The organism is Ruegeria sp. HKCCA4633, assembly GCF_013034605.1.
Lineage (GTDB): Bacteria > Pseudomonadota > Alphaproteobacteria > Rhodobacterales > Rhodobacteraceae > Ruegeria.
Genome location: NZ_WQGJ01000010.1, coordinates 1 through 20,234, shown reverse-complemented (window position 1 = coordinate 20,234; position 20,234 = coordinate 1). Strand labels below are relative to the sequence as shown.

The window sequence follows — 20,234 nt, the reverse complement described above, 5'->3', positions numbered from 1 at the left end:
ATTCCAGAAAAAAGCCGCGCTGGTTGGCGCGGCTTCTGTTATTTGATGGTGACCCGGTCAGACACCCACGGCGATAATCGCCTGTGCCAGAATCGGCACCGTCGCCGCATTCAGACCTGCGATGTTCAGGCGGCTGTCACCAACCATGTAAATGCCGTGATCTACGCGCAGTTTCTCGACCAGTTCCGGTGCCGCACCCAGGCGTGAGAACATACCCCTGTGCTGGGCAATGAAACCGAAACGGTCCGAACCGCTCAGACGCTGCAACTCGTCGGCCATTTGCTGGCGCAGTCCCAGCATGGACAGGCGGACTTCTTCCAGCTCTGCTGCCCAATCCGCGCGCAGGGCCTCATCCATCAGGATGGTTGTCACGACGCGCGCGCCATGATCCGGCGGGAAGGAATAGTTCTGGCGGTTCAGAAACGCCAGTGTTCCCTGATTTAAAGCGGTTTGTCCGGCGTCCGCGCTGATCGCCATCAACAAACCAGTACGCTCTCGGTAGACACCGAAATTCTTCGAGCAAGACGCGGCAATCAGGCATTCCTTGACCGATGAGGCAACCAGGCGTGCCGCCTGTGCGTCTTCTTCCAAACCGTCACCAAATCCCTGGTAGGCGATGTCGATCATCGCCACGAGGCCAAGCTCGTTGATCAGGTTCACGACCTCTTGCCATTGCACCATGTTCAGGTTGGCACCGGTCGGGTTGTGACAGCAGCCATGCAACAGAACTACGTCACCTGCTTTGGCGGTTTTCAGGTCGGCCATCATCCCGTCGAAATCAACGCCGCGGGTTTCGCCATCGAAATACCGGTACTGAACGGTCTCTATCCCCAGATAGTTCAAGATCGACAGGTGGTTCGGCCAGGTCGGGTTCGAAACAAACACACGCGCCGAAGGGTTCGCCATGCGGATCATCTCGAACGCCTGTCGGCAAGCGCCCGTGCCGCCGGGTGTCGCCACAGCGGCAATGTTGGCACGCGGAACCGATGTGCCCAGGACCAAGCCGATCATCGCGTCTGCAAAAGCCGGATCACCCGCCAGACCGGTGTAAGCTTTGGTTTCCTGCTCTTCCAAAATGCGTCGCTCGGCAGCTTTGACTGCACGCATCACTGGAGTCACGCCATCGGCGTTCTTGTAGACGCCCACACCCAAGTCGATCTTCTGATCGCGCGGGTCTTCGCGGTACATCTGCATCAAGGCCAGAATCTTGTCGGCAGGCTGCGGCTTGAGGTTCTCGAACATCAGTTCTCTCCGGTTGCGACGGGCAGGGTTGGGAAGGCACCCCATTCAGCCCAGGAGCCGTCATAAAGCGAGTGGTCTTTCTTGCCCATGCGTTCAAGCGCAAGGCTCAGAATCGCGGCAGTGACGCCCGACCCGCATGAGGTGATTGCAGGTTTGGACAGATCAACGCCAGCGGCCTGGAAAATGGCACGACAGTCCTCGGGCGATTTCATTGTGCCATCTGCATTGAGCAACTGGCCGAACGGGACGTTGCGGGACCCGGGGATATGGCCCGAACGCAATCCTTCGCGCGGCTCGGCTTCCGCGCCGGTAAACCGACCGGCAGAGCGGGCATCGATGATCTCATGATCAGCCAACTTGGCTGCAGCGGAAACTTGCGTGACGTCCCGGACAAGTTGGTTTTGAACGCGCACAGTCATGTGACGATCACGGATGACCGGCGGCAGATCCTCGATCTCGCGATCTTCGGCTTGCCACTTGGGCAAACCGCCATCCAGAACCGCGATGTTTTCCTGGCCCATCAGACGGAACAACCACCAGACACGTGCCGCTGACATCAGCCCAGCGCCGTCATAGACGACAACCTGATGACCATCGCCCACGCCCATCGCCCGAAGGCGTGACATGAATTTCTCGACCGGAGGAGCCATATGCGGCAGTTCCGATCGGTGATCCGAGATTTCGTCAATATCGAAGAACCGCGCCCCGGGGATGTGGCCGGCATCATATTCGGCTTTGGCGTCGCGGTTCTGCGCGGGCAGATACCAAGACCCATCCAGAATCCGCAGATCCGGGTCTTTCATATGCGCGGCCAGCCATTCAGTCGAAACGAGGGTTTTTGGATCGTCCTGCATCAAAGCCTCCCCTAAGCGAGCTTGGATTTTCCCTATACCCCGCGTCTTTTAGGTTCAAGTGTGGATAGCGCTAGCGCCTGATACCCACTTGATTTATCGCGCCCCGCGCGGGCGAAAGTGCTGAATGATGCCGATGATACTGATCAAAATCCAGAACCCTTCGATCAGCATTGAAGCCAAGTTGAAATTCTCAAGCAAGGAATAGACGATCAGCACCGACCCCAGCAGGTTGACGACAGGAAAGGCCAGGTCGTCAGAGTTCATCATCCGCATTTGTGTCGCGAAATAGGCCGCAACCACAATAAGGGCTCCGAACGAGCCGATGGCGTCAACGATGGTGAGGCTGTCGAAAAATGCGGTCATGACTCTGCCTTGGTCGTCTGTGAATATTCGGTGTGTTGGGCGTAGTGATGCATGTTCAGAAACGCTGCCCCCTGCGGACCTGCGCGATAGCCATGCGGCAAATCAGCAGCAAATCGCACGCCCTGGCCTGCTTGCAAGGGTACCCAGTCCCCGTTGCGCAGAATGTCGAGAGAACCTTCAAGAACAAAGACTTCTTCTGTTACACCCGTTGCGTGCGCTGGTGACTCGTGACTTTGGTTCGGGGTCAGACTGACGTGAAACGTCTCGGCCCTCAGAACGGGATCGAAAGGGAAGACGATCTTGACTTCGATACTGCCGGGAAAGGTGACAGTCTGAAAGACTGAGGGGTCGCCATTGGCCGTGTCGATCAACGCACTCAGCGGCACCTGAAAGCCTTTGGCGATCTTCCACAGTGTTGCAATTGTCGGGCTGGATTCACCACGCTCGATCTGACCCAGCATGGCCTTGCTGACGCCCGTCAACTCAGCCGCTTTCGACAGGCTCAGACCCGAAGCCGACCGCACATCTCGCAACCTAAGCGTAATGTCATCAGCATCCATTTTAGCGCTCCGCGAATCCTCTTGTACGTTATAACGCACATGTGCTACGTGCGCTATAACGTACGACCCCAAAGACATGCAACCCGAGGAAATAGGGAAAACAGCATCATGCCATTGTACCGATCCAGAACCTCTACCCATGGCCGCAACATGGCCGGTGCCCGCGGATTGTGGCGCGCCACAGGCATGGGCGATGATGATTTCGGCAAGCCGATCATCGCCATCGTCAATTCGTTCACCCAGTTTGTGCCCGGCCACGTGCACCTGAAAGATCTGGGTCAGATGGTGGCGCGTGAAGTCGAGGCCGCAGGTGGCGTTGCAAAAGAGTTCAATACCATCGCGGTGGATGACGGCATTGCCATGGGCCATGACGGGATGCTCTATTCGCTTCCCTCGCGTGAAGTGATCGCGGATTCTGTGGAATACATGGTCAATGCGCATTGCGCTGACGCCATGGTCTGCATTTCGAACTGTGACAAGATCACGCCAGGCATGCTAATGGCTGCCATGCGCCTGAACATTCCTGCGATCTTTGTGTCAGGTGGGCCAATGGAGGCGGGCAAGATCGACATCGCCGATCTGGACGCGAAGAAAATCGACCTTGTGGACGCCATGGTCGCCGCAGCGGATGACAAATTCACCGACGAGCAGGTTCAGCACATCGAAGAAAACGCCTGCCCGACCTGCGGATCATGCTCGGGGATGTTCACGGCCAACTCGATGAACTGTCTGGCCGAAGCGCTGGGTCTGGCCTTGCCGGGCAACGGTTCGACACTGGCAACACATGCCGACCGCAAAGAGCTGTTCCTGGAAGCGGGTCGCCGTATCGTTGAGATCACCAAGCGACATTACGATCTGGACGAAAAAGGCTTCCTGCCGCGTGAGATCGCAACTTTTGACGCGTTTGAGAACGCCATGAGCCTCGACATCGCCATGGGTGGGTCGACCAATACCGTTCTGCACCTGCTGGCCATCGCACATGAGGGCGAGGTCGATTTCACCATGACCGACATGGATCGCCTCAGCCGTAGGGTGCCGTGCTTGTGCAAAGTCGCGCCCAACACTGAGAACGTGCATATGGAAGATGTTCACCGCGCTGGCGGAATCTTCTCGATCCTCGGCGAACTCAGCCGAGCGGGCCTGCTGCACGAAGACTGCAGCACGGTGCACTCGGCCACGATGGGCGAGGCGATTGCCAACTGGGACATCAAGGTCGCCAACAACCCCAGGGCGCAAGAGCTGTTCAGGGCCGCTCCTGGCGGTGTGCGCACAACGCAGGCGTTCAGCCAGTCGAACCGGTTCAAAGAATTGGATACCGACCGCGAAGGCGGCGTGATCCGCGCGAAAGAGCACGCTTTCAGCCAGGATGGCGGCCTTGCGGTTCTGTTCGGAAACATCGCCCGCGACGGCTGTATCGTGAAAACAGCTGGTGTGGATGAAAACATCCTGAAATTCACCGGTTCTGCTTACGTTTGCGAAAGTCAGGATCAGGCCGTCAGTGACATCCTGACCGGCAAGGTGAAAGAGGGTGACGTGGTTGTCATCCGCTATGAAGGCCCGCGCGGCGGGCCCGGCATGCAGGAAATGCTCTACCCCACCTCCTATCTGAAATCCAAAGGGCTGGGCAAAGCCTGCGCCTTGCTGACCGATGGCCGCTTCTCGGGCGGCACGTCCGGATTGTCGATTGGCCACGTCTCGCCCGAGGCAGCCGAGGGTGGTGAAATTGGACTGGTCAAGAACGGCGATAAAATTGAGATTGATATCCCCAACCGCTCGATCCACCTGGCTGTGTCCGATGAAGAGCTAGCAGAGCGCCGCCAGGAGCAAGACGCCAAGGGGTGGGAACCTGCCGCGCCGCGCAAACGCAAGGTCTCTACTGCGTTGAAAGCTTATGCCAAGCTGACCACCAGCGCGGCAAAAGGAGCTGTACGCCAGCTTTGATCTGGTAACGGCCAGCCTTTTCAGCTGGCCGTTAATCGACCCTTTCTAGGCTAATACTTGGAAGTATTTGGCAGGAAACAGTGAGGATAGGCGGAGGCCCTGCCCTCAATCGCCCAGTTTGGCGTGAATTTCATCCAGATCGATTTCGCCGATCGGCATCTTGTTGGCCGGGTTTTCGAAATCGTATTTGAACAGCTCAAAATCCTGTTTGTAGATTTCATAGACCAGATGCATCGACAGATCGTCGAAGTAATCCTCGACCGGATGCGCGCGTTTGGGGCCGTGGCCTTCGGATTCGTTGAACCGCGGAATATCGGCCAATGCGACTGGGTGCTTCAATTCGACATGATCCAGAACACCCTGCATTCCGTCGTTGAAGGCCTCGGTCCAGAAAATCTGGTCGTAACGCCCGCCATTCACAATGAAGGTCGATACATGACCTGACATGGCTGACCAGTGAATGTCCGGGTCCATCGGACGCCGCCAGCGGATCGTATCACGGGCAAACAGCAGGAACCGGCGGAAGCTGGCAATCTGATCGAATTCGCCCTTTCCGTCATCGCCACCCACTTCGATCCCGTAGTTGTAGATCAGCGTCGGCACCAGATTGCCCCGGTATCGCTTGCCGTTTCGCTGGATGCCGCAGATCTTGTCAAAGAACGAGCTAAGTATGCGGGTGTAAGGGTTGCGCACACAGGTGAAAGAGTACGAGGCGTGGCTGCGCACATTATTGGTAATCAGGCCCTGACTCTGGTCAAAAGCCCATTTGTGCATTCCGTCCTTTGCATCGTGGATGTCGCCATCAAAAAACTGACCGTGATCCGAGTAATACATGATCTGGCCAATGGTCGAGCACGCACATTTGGGCACCACACGGTACACCATGCTTTCACTCTCGGTCATCCAGGTACCGGGAAACCCCATCTGCTGTGCCTCCTTCGCTGGTCAGAACTCGATCCGATACGCCAGCGTTTGGTCTTAAAGAACCAAAATTATTCTGTTTATTCAATCGCGCATCCTCAGTATCACGGTTGAAACCGGGCAGAAATGGAAATTACCTGATACCAATGGCAAAGATTGCCTACATATTGCTGTGCCATAAGGACCCCGAGGCGATCATCGCACAGGCCGAACAGCTAACTGCAGCGGGCGATTGCATGGCGATCCACTTCGATGCGCGTGCAAGCTCTGACGCCTATGACCGGATCCGAACCGCGCTGCGCGAAAATCCCAACGTGGCCTTTGCCGCCAAGCGCATCAAATGCGGCTGGGGAGAATGGTCGCTGGTGCACGCCACGCTGAACGCCGTGAAGGCCGCGGTCGAGGCATTTCCGCGCGCCACGCATTTCTACATGCTTTCTGGCGATTGCATGGCCATAAAAACTGCCGAATACACCCACCGTTTTCTGGACGATCGCGATAAGGATTTCATCGAAAGCCACGATTTCTTTGAAAGCAACTGGATCAAGACCGGCATGAAAGAAGACCGGCTGATCTATCGCCATCATTTCAACGAACGCACTCAGCCCAAACTGTTTTACACCGCCTATGAGATGCAGAAGCGGTTTGGTCTGACGCGGGAAATTCCCGAAGATCTGCAAATCATGATCGGCAGCCAGTGGTGGTGCTTGCGCCGCCGCACGGTTGAGATGATCCTGGACTTCTTGCGCCAGCGACGAGATGTGATCCGGTTTTTCTCAACCACATGGATCCCGGACGAGACCTTCTTTCAGACGCTGGTACGCCACCTGATTCCGAAGGGTGAGATCGAAAACCGCACACCGACTTTCCTTATGTTTTCTGACTATGGAATGCCGGTCACATTCTACAACGACCACTATGACATGCTTTTGGGGCAGGATTACCTGTTTGCTCGTAAGATCAGCCCCGAAGCGCACGAGCTTAAAGATCGCCTGGGGTCGCTTTATGCCAGCGAGGGCATTGATTTTCCGGTCTCGAATGAAGGGCCTAACCTTTACGCATTTCTGACCGGACGCGGGCGGATCGGTCGCCGCTTTGGGCAACGCTTCTGGGAATCCGGTCGGGCCTTGGGCCCTGAACGCGAGCTTTTCGTGATCGTGTGCAAGAAATGGCATGTTGCCAAACGGCTGGTCAGTCAGATCGCGTCTGAGACGGATATCCCCTGTGTTGAGTACCTGTTTAACGAAGAGGACACCTACCTGCCCGACTTGGGTGGGATAGAAGCGAGCCTTACCAAGCGGTCACGCCATAGGCGGGCGGTTGTACGCATGCTGTTTGACAGTTTCCGGTCGGATCAATTGGTTCTGTGCCTCGACCCAGCCAATTTGGATGTGCTTGAAGATTTCTGCGGGGATCAGGCCAAAACCCATGTGCTTGAAGTCGAATGCGAGTATTCCGACGACTATCTTATCGGACATGCCCGCCGCGTCGGGCTGGCGGGTGAAAACAGCCCGAGGGAAAACGTAGCGCGCCTAGTGCCGACGCTGCGAAACGATCTGAGTTATGAATCGCAACAGATCCGAGCGGCGCGGATTGAGAATTGTTTGCGTCTGCGGGAAACGGCCGACCGCAGTGAAAACGAAGCCGTCATCTCAAGGTTCCTTGGCGTGAATCAGGAAAAGGCCAGCGCCGTGATGCGCCTAGATTACCTCTTCCTCGATTAGGCAGAAACTCTGCGCGACAAACGAAAAATGGCTCTGGCAGGGTACGCGCCGTGCACTGATTCAGACCGCAGCCGACCCAAGCATCAACGCCATTGAAATCAAACTCATAGTATTCGTGATTTTTGTCTAAAAATCGGATATTGTTCGGCCAATTGGGCCGATTTGTTCATACTTTTTAAATCAACAGATCAGCCTCGATCAGAGAAAAAGCTCCGACCCGGGTGGTCTTTGTTGCGCGAAGATAAGTTCCCACCCGAACAACAAACAAACATTCTGCTGGTCGAAATTCAAAATTTGAAACGCAGCTCCGGGGGGACATAGTTTTGACCACAGACCAAATTGCCAATGCCAGATCATACATCCCAAATGACGCAGACTGGAGCCAGATTTACAAAGTGCTGCCCGGCGAGGCCGAAGTGGCCGAGCCTGCTGTTATCAACCCTCATTTCGAGTGTATCGAGGTAACCGGAAACACGGTCCTGCCCGCGAACGGCATGTATGTTGTGTTGCGTGGTGTCGTTCAATTGCGGCAAAACGGCCACCCTCTGGCCAGCGCAGATGTGGGTGATTATTTCTACGAAGAACATCTTCAGATCTCGGATATCCCTGTCAGCCTCGAAGCGCTTGCGCTGGACGGAACCCGGTTGGCATACCTGTCCAGCGAGAGCTGGCGGAATATACCCAAAGACATCAGAAAACGCTGTTTCGCTACAATGTTCGGCGACCTTGTCAGTGTACAGTTGGAGAATTTCCAGCAGCCGATCAATTGTTGCAGCGTGACGGCTGCCGCGCTCAGCATGTCGGCTCTGGGTTTCAGCTGCGAGGTGAATGACATATTCCGCGAATGCGCGCTGCCGTCATCCTTTGTGGTGAATGACGGCATCTCGTTGGGTGAACTGTTTGACGTCGCCTGCACCTATATTCATTCGCAAGGGCTTAGGGACCGGGTTCAGGTTCAGGCCTATTTCATGGACGAAGACACAACAAGCGTGCCGCTGCTGCTTGAGGCAATCGACGAGTCCAATCAGTTGGGCGGAGAAAACGATATTCTGGTGGCGAATTTTCAAGTCGGCGTCGCCCATGGCAAAGAAAACATGCCGGGCGGACATTTTGCCGTCATTGCCAAGTGCAACCCAAGCACCGGGCTGATCCACATGATGGATGTGCATCCAGAAAAATACGGCAAGCTTTGGGTCACTACGATCGAACGGCTGTGGAAGGCCATGTCGGACCGTGACGGAACCTCGATGCGGTCTCGTGGCATACTGCGGTTCTCGGCGCGTGCCGCGGTCAAAACCCATCTGAAAACGTTCAAACAGCGGTGCAACTATGTCGACAGTACGCTCTATTTGGCAAAAGACCCAAAGAAGCGCCGCAACCTGTTCCGTCGGGCCACACCCAATATGAACTCACTCGGTGTGTTGGCGGAAAGTTTGGCCATTCACGGCGACAACCGCGTGGACGAGGATGAGCTTTTGCGGGCCACCGAGGCGTCGTTCACAGAAGCTGTCAGCCGGGTCGCCACCGCCAAAGACATGCACGAGATGGCGGAAAAATACCTCAGCCAGTCTGAAAACGTGCATTTGGGCAGTACGTTCCAAAGCTTTGCAACCCGCAAGGACAGATCGATCCAAACCCCGCAGGATTGGTTCAAGGAACAGCTAAAGAGCCTGAATACGAACAAAGATCGTCACCTGATGATCAATATCGACTTCAACCGCGTCACCGGGATTGAAGCAATCCGCCCACCGGAAAACGTCTATCGGGAAACTGCCCTGCTGGAAGAGTTCTGGTGTCTTTGCATCGCCTATGACGAAGACACAGATGTTGTCACCATTGTCGACATGAGCCCCGCGACCTCTCAGGTCTGGCAAGCGCCACGCGGCAATATTTTCCGCGGGTTGCGCGATCTGGAAGACCCCGCATTGGTGATGATCGAAGAAATCGACCCGCCCGAGGACCCGAGCGATGTTGTCAGTATTCTCAAGCACAACACGATGGTTCTGTTTTATGAGGATGAAGACCCCTGGTCCTATATGCTGCGCAGCATTCTGTCGAATATCGGCGCGACAACCGTCAAGCAGATCGACGTAGGCGGACGCGATCCCAATATGATCAGGATGCGGCGGCAATTGGTAACGCTTGGTGAACGACCGGACGTGCCGTATTTGTTTTTCCAGGGCGAATGCATCAGTAAAAGCGAAGAGCTGGAAGACATCGTGGACATGATCCGGGCCGGTGAATTGCAGGCCAGGATGCGCCAGGAAGGGCTGCCTGTTTCCGAACTGAACGAAACCCCAAGCCTGGAAAAGAACCCGTTCGGCTATCCCAAAGGGGTGATGAATCAGGTCAACGCGGGCAAGCGCAACGTATTGTTGTGTGCTTGCGGCTCGTCTGCAGCAGACAAAATCCCTGAACTTGTCGAGCGCATCGTCGATGCCGGGCACAATGTGAAACTTATCCCCTCAGTCTCAGCCGAAAAGTTCTTCCGCGATTTCGGGGCGGAGAGGATCGACGCCAAAATTACCCACAATGACTATTACCGCGACGATGATGAGTGGAATTTCCGCTATATGAAATTCGACATGCCAGTGCGGGCTTCGCATCTGGCGCTGTGCGACTGGGCCGATTGCGTCATCGTGGCTCCCATCACCTGCAACACGATGGGCAAGGTGGCCAACGGTATTGCTGACAACCTTCTGACCTCAGTCTTTGTGGCGTGGCAGTACCAGAAGAAACCGGTGATCCTTTGCCCCGCTTGCAATACGAATATGTGGAACAACATCACTACGCAGAACAATGTCGAAAAGCTGAAGACGCTGGGCGTTGATTTCATCGGGCCGCGCGAGGGTCGCCTGTCAAACGGGCGGATGGGTATCGGAATGATGGCAACTCCGGACCAGATCATGGAGGCTTTGGCCGACGCCTTCGAGGAGTTGGACGATCAAAAATACCGTGTTTGCAAATGGGCGCGCGAAGCTGCCGCCGCCGATGACATCAACGAATGGAAGCGGGTGTTCCGCGCCATCGACGAAGATATTGTCGGCATCAACATCGTGGACGAGGCCCATGGTGATTCATTGCTACATTATGCAGCCGGTGGTGAAGGTGAGTTGAACGAAAGCGGTCACAATCTGGGCAAGCCGGATTACGAGGCTGCGCAGAATCTGATCGACCGCGAGATCGACGTCAACATCGTCAATGACCACGGGTTTACGGCCTTGCACGTGGCGGTGATGAACAAAGCGCCCAGGATGGTGGAAATCCTGCTGGGGGCAAAGGGCATGGATGCAACATCATGCATCGAGTTTGTCCAGGGCATGACAATCGAACCCGAAATCCAAGCCATGCTGGACGCCTGGGCACGCGATCATGACGTGAAGATCGCTGAACCAGAACAGGGGCGCGACGAGAGCTTTGTGGCCGTGCAAGAGCCAACATATCTTTATTTCACCTACGGTTCGCTGAAACAGGGATTCCCGAACCACGCCGCGCACAGCAAAGTTCTAAACGACTTCGTGGGTCCGGCCCGCACCCGGCAACCCATGCCGCTGATCGTCCCGAACGAGCCATTCTGTGACAATCCGAACTGCGGATACCTGCACCGTATGGCCACGCTTGTGGATCAACAAGGTATGGGCAAACAGGTCAGTGGTGAGGTCTATCGCGTGACGGAATCCGGCTTGCACGAGCTGGATAAGCTGGAAGGTTACCACGGCCCAAACTCATCTGAAAACGTGTATATCCGCAAGAAGATCAATGTGGTTGTGAACGGCGTGATGAAGCCCGCATACGCCTATGTGATCGCAGACCCACAGAAATACCTGAAGAACTTGCGCGATGGTACTTCAGAGATGGTCAGCGATTACACGCTGGACATGGCGCAGGGCGAGCCAAAACCGGGGTTTGAACCTGTAGCTTAACCGTCTTGTGTGATGATCGGCGGCGATTCATGGCTTTCCTTCAGGCTAAGGTTATAAGCCGTGATCGTCACCATGCACAGCAGCACAAATGGCCAGAAACTTGCCTTGGGAATAAGGTTGTCCCGGTAGTGGATGATCCGCAGCGACGGCACCGCCTCGGAGGCGAATAGATAGGTGTTGATCGAGACTGCCAGCAGCATGAAATACATCAGAAAAAAGAACGACTCCATGTAGATTACGGGCGAGCCGGCAAAGCCTTCGCGCAGCTGCACGTGCGCCAGCAGGATCACAAAGAACAGAACCGAACAGGTGCCGATCACGCTGGACGTGCTGAAATCATGCCTCTCGGCCAAGCCCTCGCGGCGGGTGACTGTCATGACCGCACCGAACAGCAACATCATCACAACGAGCAAAGGGACCATATGAACGATAAACGCATTGCCAAAATTGCGTTTGATGACGAAATTATAGTGCAACTCGGGCGCGTTAGTTTGATACGCATTCTGTCCGATGCCCAGCGTTGTATCCAAATTTGACAGCTTGTAGTCGAAATAAGTGTTTTCCCGTTCCCAGGTACCCATCACGATCTGATTGTCGATTCCAAAAATATCGTCCGGTCCGGTCGCTGGATATGCCTCGAAATCAGGAACCAAAGCGACGGCGTCGTCAAACGATGCCGGCCAGAACCGCACCCAGACCGTTTTGTGATCAAAGGGGTAGCTTGTGTAATCAAAGCTCTGGCGCAGGGTTTGTTCGAAATACCACCCAATCAGAACACCGTCAGGCTGCGGCAGTCGATACGCCTCGGCAATCAGGCCGCTTGCGGTGTCCACCGCCTCGGGCAGAAGAAATCCGACCTCGCCCTCTGCCGGGATAATCTTATCATGCTCGCCCGTCTTGTAGTGCTGCCAGATATAGCCCGTGACCTGAACATCACTGGCCCCCATAAAGTTGAATGACTTTATGAATATCCCTGTCCGCACGTAGTAGTCTGGAACAACATCCAGTTTACCCAGATATGAGTCTACGGCGGCCTGATCTGGCAACTGCGTCGGATCACCTTCGAAATGGTTCAGTTCGATCCATAGTTTCAGCAAAAGACCTGCCAACCCTAGGGTCAGCAGGCCAGAGATAAGCCAAACCTTCTTCTCGACGCTCATTCAGCCCCCTGCCTGTTCCGTCAGAAAATCAGCGCGCCCCAGCAGGGATTGAGTAATTCCCATCTCGGCAAACTCGGCTTGAAGGGTGGTAAATCTCTCATGTTCGCTTGGCACGATACCCTTTTGCCCGCATTCCGCCAGAAAGCGCGTCTGGCGGATGGACAAATTAACCAGTGGCAAAGGTTCCCCGGCCGTAAAGGCCGCCAGCCCATCCGCATAGTCATTTGCAGCTTGCCAATCACCTCGTGCCAACATGACTGCGCTGGCATCGGGGTAGAAGTGCAGATGGCTATGACCGACACATCCTTCCGCAATGATTTCGGCCCCCAAATTCAACAGGTGTATTTGCTCGTCCGGGTCAGTTTCGGCCATCGCCAGAGCCGACAAGGCCTTGGGCCCCACAAAATTCCGACCATGTTCCAATGCAATCTCAACCGCACGGCGGCCCGTTTCCAAAGCCTGATCCATTTGCCCGGCATAAACCTGGGTGCGGGCGAGATGTTCCAACGCCTGCGCCTCTAGCCGCTTAGCCCCCACACGCTCGGCGATCTCGGCCGAAACCCGGAATGCCTCAAGCGCCTGATCAAGATCGCCCAAAAAGGTATCGGCCACACCCAGGCAGGTCTGAGCCACACATTCGGGCACAAAAGCAAAATACTTCTGCGAAACTTCGATGGCTTCGTTTGCGTCTGCGCGCCCTTGTTCGACATCCCCCATGTAACTGCGCGCAACGCTCAGGTTGTGCAGATTGGCCGCCAGGTCCCGAACCAGACCCTTTTCGCGCGCCCGATCAACCGCCTGCGTGTAGAACCCAGTCGCTGTCCTCATTGTGGCCTTCATGAAGTTGGCATCACCAAACCCGCTGAGCGCCCCCACTTCAAGGCGCACGGAGTCCAGTTTGCGGGCCAAAGTAAGCGCTCGTTCGTTGGCGCTCAACGCTTCCTTGTCTCGGCCCAAGGGGAAATACACGTTGCCGCGCACATAGTTGATCTGGGCCACGTCCCGTTCGGAGCCAGCACGCTCGGCCGCAGCTTCAGCCGTATCCAGCGCCTCAAGCGCGTCCTGATACAAGCTGGCCTGTCGCGCAGCCTGTGCAAGACCAATATGCGCCCGGCTGATTTGCTCATCTGTCTCTGCAAGTCGCGCTGCGTCTCGAAATTCCTGCAAGGCTTCGTTGGACAAACCCTGCAGCCGGTGCGTCTCACCCCGTGCACACAGCAGGTCAAACCGGACGCCTGCGGGCGACGGCAGTTCCAAAGCACGTTCGATCAACGGGCTGGCGTCGTCGAACCGGAACGCGTGGATCAGCTTGTCGGCAGCTTCAAGATAGGCTTGCGCCGCATTGTTGGCACCCGCCCGGTCCAGATGCTGCGCGCGCAGGGTTGCATCACGATCTTCGAACCATTTGGCCGCCTGGCGATGCAGGCGCGCGCGCTCGGATTTGACCAACGTAGCATATGATCCATCCCGGATCAGCGCGTGGGCAAACATCAGATCAGCCCCGGCCTCTCGGATCAGGGCCGAACGGATCAGATTGTTGGTGTCCAGATGCCCTTCCCCGAGAATGTAATTCAGAACCTCGGGTGAGAACCTCTGCCCCAGCACTGACGCCGCCTGAATGGCGGTGCGGCTGGCGCGGTCCAGCGCATCCAAACGCGACTGGACGATGCCTTGAATGCTTCCAGGCACGGTTTCCTGCTTGAGAATGTCAATGTTGCGCAGCAACTGTTCCAGAAAAAGCGGGTTGCCACCCGCACGTTTGACACAAGTTTCCAAAAGCTCGGGGTCGATGGCCGTAAACTCCTCGACCAATTGCCGTGCCTGATCTTCCCCCATCGGTGCCAATTCCAACTTGGAGACAAGCGCGCCATCCGTGGCTGTTTGCCAGTCTCGGTCGATCGGGTCTCCTTCGACCCGGCTGGTCATCATCAAGACGCAGGGGATTTGCCGCGTTGCTGCGGCGATATGTGCGCAGGCTGCAAGAATGTCGGGTGACGCCCAATGGATATCTTCGATCTGGATCAGCAAAGGCGCGTCCTGACTGCGGGCAAGCAGCAACTCATCAATGACCTGCCTGCGCCCACGCAACCGGGTCTTGTTATCCATTACGGCATAGACCTCAGCCAAACCGGGATCCTGCTCAAGTTCAAGCAGTGCGTTGAGATGCGCGGCGTTCGAAGGGCTGACCCAGCCTTTGGCGATCGCGTCTTTGGCCAGGGCCGTACCTGTTTCCGCGCCATCCGACGGATCAAGGCCCAAAACACTGCGGGCCACGGTCTGAATAGCCGAGTGCCCCTCGCGCGCTCCGAAATCCATAACCACGCCATTGTGGGTTGAATAGGACAGGCTCTTGGCCAACTCGGCCACCTGTTCGGACAAATGCGTCTTGCCGATCCCAGGCTCACCCAGCACCACATGAACCTCGCCTTCTCCGTGTCGCTTGCATCGGTCAAATGTCGCCGAAAACAACGACATCTCGCGGTCGCGCCCGATGAACTTATGTCGTCTTGTCCGAATGTTCCGGGCCAAACGGTCCAAGCGCCAGACTTCGACAGGGTCATTCAGGCCTTTTATCGCCTGCACACCAATAGACTCGCCCACGAAAAGCGGACCCAGAGCGCGTTGAATGTCATGTGAAACCAATGTTTCACCGCCCTTTGAAATATCGGTCAAGCGCGAGGCCAGATTCACCCCGTCTCCGGTGACGGTATATTCCGTATGCGCCAAGCTGCCTGTTGTACTGGCAATGACCTGACCCGAAGCGATACCGATATGACAAGACAATGGTGGCGTCAGTGTTGGCAATACCGCATGTATCTCGGCCGCTGCTCTGGCCGCCCGTTCTGTATCGTTGGTATGTGAGATAGGTGCACCGAAAACCGCCATGACAGCATCGCCGATATGCTTGTCTATGCGCCCGCCGAATTTCTCAACCACGCTGTCAACTTTGCCAAAGAACTGGTTGAGCAGCGCGTGCAGATCCTCGGCATCCAAACCACTGGACATTTCTGTAAACCCCGTGAGGTCAACAAACATCACAGTCACTTGGCGCCGTGCAGGTTCAATTGGATCGGAGGATTCAGATGCCTCGGACGTTTCCGTAACGTCGAGTTTTTCTATAGCACGCAGCAACCGCCGACGATCCCCGACCGCAGTTACCCCAATTTCTATAAGATCTTCAGCCGTCAAATCTGGCAGTATGGAAAAATCGATCTTGTTATCTAGGAAGGCCTGCGCGTAGTCAGATAATCCAATTGCGCTTAGCCACTTGCTCAGGTCCCGAGACATGTTGCCCCTCTGAAGTCCCCTTACTTCAACTTTATTCCTAACATGGGTTTCAGGGTTGAGTCTGCAAAAACCAAATTAATTTGCGTATATGTCTATATTTATCCAAGTTTGCTCCGTTGGATTTGTGTCTTCAAACATCGGCGGGACGCAAATTTGAACGCAATATTCTTGGCACGTCAGCAACCATCAAACCGTTTGCATGGATTCGACTTAAAGCCGCCTTTGGTACACGTCGCGGGTCAGTGTTTAAGCCCTGCTAAATTGCCGGTTCAGATATCCAATATGCTTTCGCTTGAGGGGTTTTCCCATCCGTCCTTTGAACACACCTTGTAACCCTGTGCACGACCGTCCGCCAAAATGCTTCAAATTTTCGAGTTCTTTGTTAATAGTATATATGAATTTGTTTACCAGTGAGGGCTCGTTGAATTCACTAACCAGAATAACACGAGGGATAAGTGTCGCCTTCAAGGACGGTCGAGTGAAAGGCTTACTTGCCTTCACAATCGGAATGATTTTGTGGGCTTCGGTCTTCTACCGCTTTGTCGAAGGATGGAGTTGGCTTGACTCCATCTACTTTTCTGTCGTGACGATTTCGACCGTAGGCTTTGGTGACTTTTCACCTGAAACTGCGGCGGGAAAGATATTCACGATGGTATACATCATTGTGGGCCTCGGCGTCTTCGTGACTGCGGCAACCACGGTCGCGGACACGATCTTGTCTCAAAGCGACGAGAAAAAAGAGAAATAGCCGTATCGTCCCCGGCTAAGCAAATCCTCGTGCTGACGAGGCGTCAACATGACGACACAGGCTCTGACCGGGATTCATACGTGTCTTCAAAATGATAGGTGACCCCCAAAGGTCAAAAAAATACACATATAGTGTTTTTTTGAATGTAATATTCAAAAAAACGGATAGCGGAGGGATGGAATGGAAAAGACTCAGGACGCCAAAATTGTCGACCTCGCAATACGATTACTCTTTCTCGGATTATTCCTCTATAGCGCGCTGGTCATGGTTGCGCCGCTTGCCAGCGTGGTCATCTGGGCCACGATCCTGTGCGTCGCACTTTATCCTGTTTTCGATTGGTTGCAGTCCAAGCTGGGCGGGCGGAAGAAACTTGCAGCAACAATCCTGGTGTTGCTGGGTCTTGTACTAACCCTTGGTCCGGTGGCAACGGCGGTATCGGGCGCTGCAGAGCTTGGGTCCGAGTTTGCAGAACAGGCTGACAAAGGTGAGTTGAAAATTCCACCTGCGCCAGAGGGTATCAAAGAGCTACCTCTGGTTGGAGGCAAGATTGCCGACGTTTGGGGGATGTTCGAGCGGAATTTGGACGGAGCGTTGGCGAAATACGGCGCGCAGATCCTTGAGATCACAAAGTCCCTTTTCGGTAAGGTTCTGGGAATCGGAATTGGGCTGTTGGGACTTGCTCTGTCCGTTTTGATCATGGGGGCGTTGTTCAGCCCTGGACCAACTATGGTTCAAGGTTTGCAACGTTTTGCGAACCGTGTTTTCGCACCACGTGGCGGGGAATTCGTCACTCTGGCTGGAGCAACGATTCGAAACGTAACAAAAGGCGTGATCGGCGTGGCGGCCATTCAGGCGGTCGTCGTCTGGATATTGCTTGTGCTGTTCGGGATCAACTCGGCCGCGACGCTGGCATTTGTCTGCCTGATACTTTCGATCATCCAGATTGGCCCCGGCTTGGTTCTTCTGCCGGTGATCATATACGCATGGAGCTCGATGTCCGGCGGCACCGCCTTGATCTTCACGATACTGGCCGTTCCCGTCACAATAATGGATAGCTTCCTAAGACCCGTGTTCATCTCGAAAGGGCTCGAGACACCCATGCTGGTGATCCTCATCGGTGTTCTTGGGGGCATGATGGCTTATGGCTTGATCGGTATTTTCATGGGGCCGGTTCTGTTCGCTGTCTTTTACGAGCTGTTCAAAGTCTGGATTGATGCTTCGCCCGAAGCCGAGAGTGCTGCGGCAGGAGAAGCAGAATGAGAAAGACGATATGGACCACGCTGGGCATCATCCTGATCTTCCTCGTCTGGTACCTCGTCGCCGACCGAAAGACGCCATTTACTGGAAACGCCAGAGTAAAGGCCGTCGCGACCCAGATCGTTCCTCAGGTCACCGGAACAGTCACCGAAGTCCTTGTTGCAAACGGTCAGGTCGTCTCGGCAGGGGAAATACTGGTTCGGATTGATCCCAGGCCGTATGAAATCGATCGCAACAAGGCAGAAGCTGATCTGGAAGCAGCCACGCAGGAAGTTGGTGCATCTTCGGCAGAGGTGAGTGCCGCGCAGGCCAAACTGGCGCGGGCGCAAAGTGATCTCGACACGATGCGCATTCAAACCGAACGTGTGTTTGCCCTTGAAAAGAAAGGGTTGATCGCCGTCTCAAAGGCTGATGACGCACGCGGGCAACTGGCCGAGTCTGAAGCAAACTTTGAGAATGCCAAAGCTGATCTGGAAAAAGCCAAGCAAAGGCTGGGCGATGACGGTATCGAAAACCCGAAAATTCAGCGCGCATTGGCCGCTTTGGCAGACGCAGAACTGAACCTTGAATGGACGGAACTGCGCGCACCAGCAACAGGTGTCATATCCAATCTGCTGATCGCCCCTGGTACATATGCACGATCCGGTCAGGACCTGTTGACGTTTTTAGATGCAACCGACGTCTGGATCGAGGCGTACTTTACCGAGAACAACATCGGCCGCGCTTCGGTGGGATCGCCGGTTGACGTCGTGTTGGACATGCACCCCGGCAAGATTGTTCCCGGCGTGATTGAGAGCTTCAGCGCAGCCGTCTCACTCAGCGGTGGGGATGAACCGGGTCAGTTGGCCAGCCCACCAAGCACCAAGGGCTTTCTGCGTGAACCAGAACGGTTTCCCGTACGGATAGTTCTGCCGGGATATGAGGCTGGAGACGCTGAAGATGATCTTCGCTTCCAGCTCAACGGACAGGCCGATGTGATCATGTATCTCAGCGACAATTCCCTGCTGAACATGGTCGGCCGGACCTATATCCGTCTGGTTTCAATCCTGTCCTATGCGTATTGAGGACCGAAACTCGGTTATGCGACTGGCGCTGGGTGTGACTGGCGTCTTCGCCTTGGGCCTGTTTCTGGGGTGGCCACTTGCCGTGGTCGGGTCGGTTTTCACAGCCCTGTTCCTTCAGGCACCTGCAGCACTACCGTTGGCAGCCTTCGGAAAACTGTTCATTTTTTCGATTGGATTGATGTTCATTTCCTTCTTTCTGTCGTCTGTGCTTGCACCCTATCCTCTCGTGTTCCTCATACTGGTGGCCATCGGAATAATCCTGTCCTTCATGTGGTCGGTTTCCGGAGCAGGCGTTCTGCCCGGTGTCATCGCTCTTATGGGCGCATTGATGATTCCAAACCTTGTTTTACAATCCCAGGATTTGGCGTTGGTGCTTGTGTTCTGGATACCGTTGAACCTGCTATTTGCAGGGTTTGTTTCAACGTTGATGTTTGTTCTGATACCATCGACCCCGCAAACGGCATCGGGCAGCAAAGCCGCAGCATCGACAGATTTTGACCCTCATCGACGAATTGTCAGAATGTCGCTTGTAACAGTGCCCTTTGCTTTGGCATTCTTCGTATCTGGTGCCTCAGCTTTGCTGGTTTTGTTTTTTGTGGCCCTTCTCAGCCAACAACTCGCAGCAATGCCTGCAGCAGGAAAAACCGTGGCAAAGGCGATGCTCACGTCAAACCTGCTCGGAGCCGCAATATCAATCATTTGTTATGAGATTAACGTCATAGCCCCAGTCATTCTGACATCAATTCTGCTTTGCTTTTTCTTTTGCTTGGCACTTGGTGCTCTTGGAAAGTCCCAATTCCCTCTGGCCGCAGCAGCCGGGTCTGCAATTACAACAGCGTTGATTGTGTATGGTGGATCAATTGCACCATTCTCCGACGAGGCAGATGTCAAAAGCATTACGCGCGTTCTGCAGGTCGCCAGCGCTGCGTTCTTTGTAATCGCAGCCTATGTCGTAGTAGATGAGTTCTGGCCGGAAAAGAAACGTCAGACCGTTTGAGCAACCTAGCTTCGTGTTGGTCTCGGGAATGTGACTAGTCGTATTTGCGTCTGTTGTCCTGAGCTTCGGCGGCTCGGTTCATGGCTTGAAGTGTTGGCCCAGTAGTATTTTGGGTTGTTTTTTTGTGTTTCTGACGCTGTTTACGTGATTAGGGTTTGCACCTCTGAGCTTCGGGTTACGAGGCTGACGGTG

At 55.0% G+C, this 20,234-nt stretch carries 14 protein-coding genes; 7 read left to right on the top strand and 7 right to left on the bottom strand.

All coding sequences use genetic code 11. The features are described from left to right. Positions 1–57: 57 nt before the first annotated feature. From GOV85_RS18795 to GOV85_RS18780, 4 genes are all read right to left on the bottom strand, one after another. Positions 58–1,242: an amino acid aminotransferase gene (locus GOV85_RS18795; RefSeq protein WP_171181013.1), complete on the bottom strand. Its 1,185-nt coding sequence runs from the start codon at positions 1,240–1,242 to the stop codon at positions 58–60. Beyond that, the gene (sseA, locus tag GOV85_RS18790; protein WP_171181011.1) at positions 1,242–2,096 is read right to left on the bottom strand and encodes a 3-mercaptopyruvate sulfurtransferase; all 855 of its coding nucleotides are present in this window, start codon (positions 2,094–2,096) and stop codon (positions 1,242–1,244) included. Before sseA ends, GOV85_RS18795 begins: the two co-directional genes overlap by 1 nt. A gap of 93 nt (positions 2,097–2,189) precedes the next feature. Beyond that, complete coding sequence (locus GOV85_RS18785) at positions 2,190–2,459, bottom strand: hypothetical protein (RefSeq protein WP_171181009.1); 270 nt, start codon at positions 2,457–2,459, stop codon at positions 2,190–2,192. Further along, on the bottom strand, positions 2,456–3,019 hold the full coding sequence (locus GOV85_RS18780) for a helix-turn-helix domain-containing protein (RefSeq protein WP_171181007.1): 564 nt from the start codon (positions 3,017–3,019) through the stop codon (positions 2,456–2,458). Before GOV85_RS18780 ends, GOV85_RS18785 begins: the two co-directional genes overlap by 4 nt. 108 nt (positions 3,020–3,127) lie before the next feature. Here GOV85_RS18780 and ilvD point away from each other — a divergent pair, with 108 nt between their 5' ends. After that, positions 3,128–4,960, top strand: a complete 1,833-nt coding sequence (ilvD, locus tag GOV85_RS18775; RefSeq protein ID WP_171181005.1) for a dihydroxy-acid dehydratase — start codon at positions 3,128–3,130, stop codon at positions 4,958–4,960. Between the two features lie 105 nt (positions 4,961–5,065). Here ilvD and GOV85_RS18770 read toward each other — a convergent pair whose 3' ends face one another. Continuing rightward, positions 5,066–5,884, bottom strand: a complete 819-nt coding sequence (locus GOV85_RS18770) for a sulfotransferase family protein (protein ID WP_171181004.1) — start codon at positions 5,882–5,884, stop codon at positions 5,066–5,068. A gap of 143 nt (positions 5,885–6,027) precedes the next feature. On the opposite strand from GOV85_RS18770, the gene GOV85_RS18765 reads away from it, so the two are divergent. Both GOV85_RS18765 and GOV85_RS18760 read left to right on the top strand, forming a co-directional pair. Then, positions 6,028–7,605, top strand: coding sequence for a DUF5928 domain-containing protein (locus tag GOV85_RS18765; RefSeq protein WP_171181003.1), 1,578 nt, complete (start codon positions 6,028–6,030; stop codon positions 7,603–7,605). Between the two features lie 323 nt (positions 7,606–7,928). Further along, positions 7,929–11,528 carry a flavoprotein gene (locus GOV85_RS18760; RefSeq protein WP_171181002.1) on the top strand — a complete coding sequence of 1,200 codons (3,600 nt, stop codon included), beginning with the start codon at positions 7,929–7,931 and terminating at the stop codon, positions 11,526–11,528. Here the strand turns inward: GOV85_RS18760 and GOV85_RS18755 are convergent. Both GOV85_RS18755 and GOV85_RS18750 read right to left on the bottom strand, forming a co-directional pair. Continuing rightward, complete coding sequence (locus tag GOV85_RS18755) at positions 11,525–12,688, bottom strand: hypothetical protein (RefSeq protein WP_171180996.1); 1,164 nt, start codon at positions 12,686–12,688, stop codon at positions 11,525–11,527. The genes GOV85_RS18760 and GOV85_RS18755 overlap by 4 nt on opposite strands. Beyond that, positions 12,689–15,976 (bottom strand): adenylate/guanylate cyclase domain-containing protein, encoded by a 3,288-nt coding sequence (locus GOV85_RS18750; protein WP_171180994.1) that lies wholly within the window; start codon positions 15,974–15,976, stop codon positions 12,689–12,691. Positions 15,977–16,454: 478 nt separating this feature from the next. Between GOV85_RS18750 and GOV85_RS18745 the strand changes: the two genes are divergently transcribed. The 4 genes from GOV85_RS18745 to GOV85_RS18730 all read left to right on the top strand — a co-directional run bounded on the left by GOV85_RS18745 (position 16,455) and on the right by GOV85_RS18730 (position 20,042). Continuing rightward, the gene (locus GOV85_RS18745) at positions 16,455–16,724 is read left to right on the top strand and encodes a potassium channel family protein (protein ID WP_348540126.1); all 270 of its coding nucleotides are present in this window, start codon (positions 16,455–16,457) and stop codon (positions 16,722–16,724) included. A gap of 180 nt (positions 16,725–16,904) precedes the next feature. Next, positions 16,905–17,984 carry an AI-2E family transporter gene (locus GOV85_RS18740; RefSeq protein ID WP_171180990.1) on the top strand — a complete coding sequence of 360 codons (1,080 nt, stop codon included), beginning with the start codon at positions 16,905–16,907 and terminating at the stop codon, positions 17,982–17,984. Further along, a complete protein-coding gene (locus GOV85_RS18735) occupies positions 17,981–19,045 on the top strand; it encodes an HlyD family secretion protein (RefSeq protein ID WP_171180988.1) in 1,065 nt (354 codons plus the stop codon). The genes GOV85_RS18740 and GOV85_RS18735 overlap by 4 nt, the downstream gene beginning before the upstream one ends. A 16-nt stretch (positions 19,046–19,061) precedes the next feature. After that, entirely contained in the window at positions 19,062–20,042 is a 981-nt protein-coding gene (locus tag GOV85_RS18730; protein WP_171238822.1) for a DUF2955 domain-containing protein, read from the top strand. Positions 20,043–20,234: the final 192 nt, after the last annotated feature.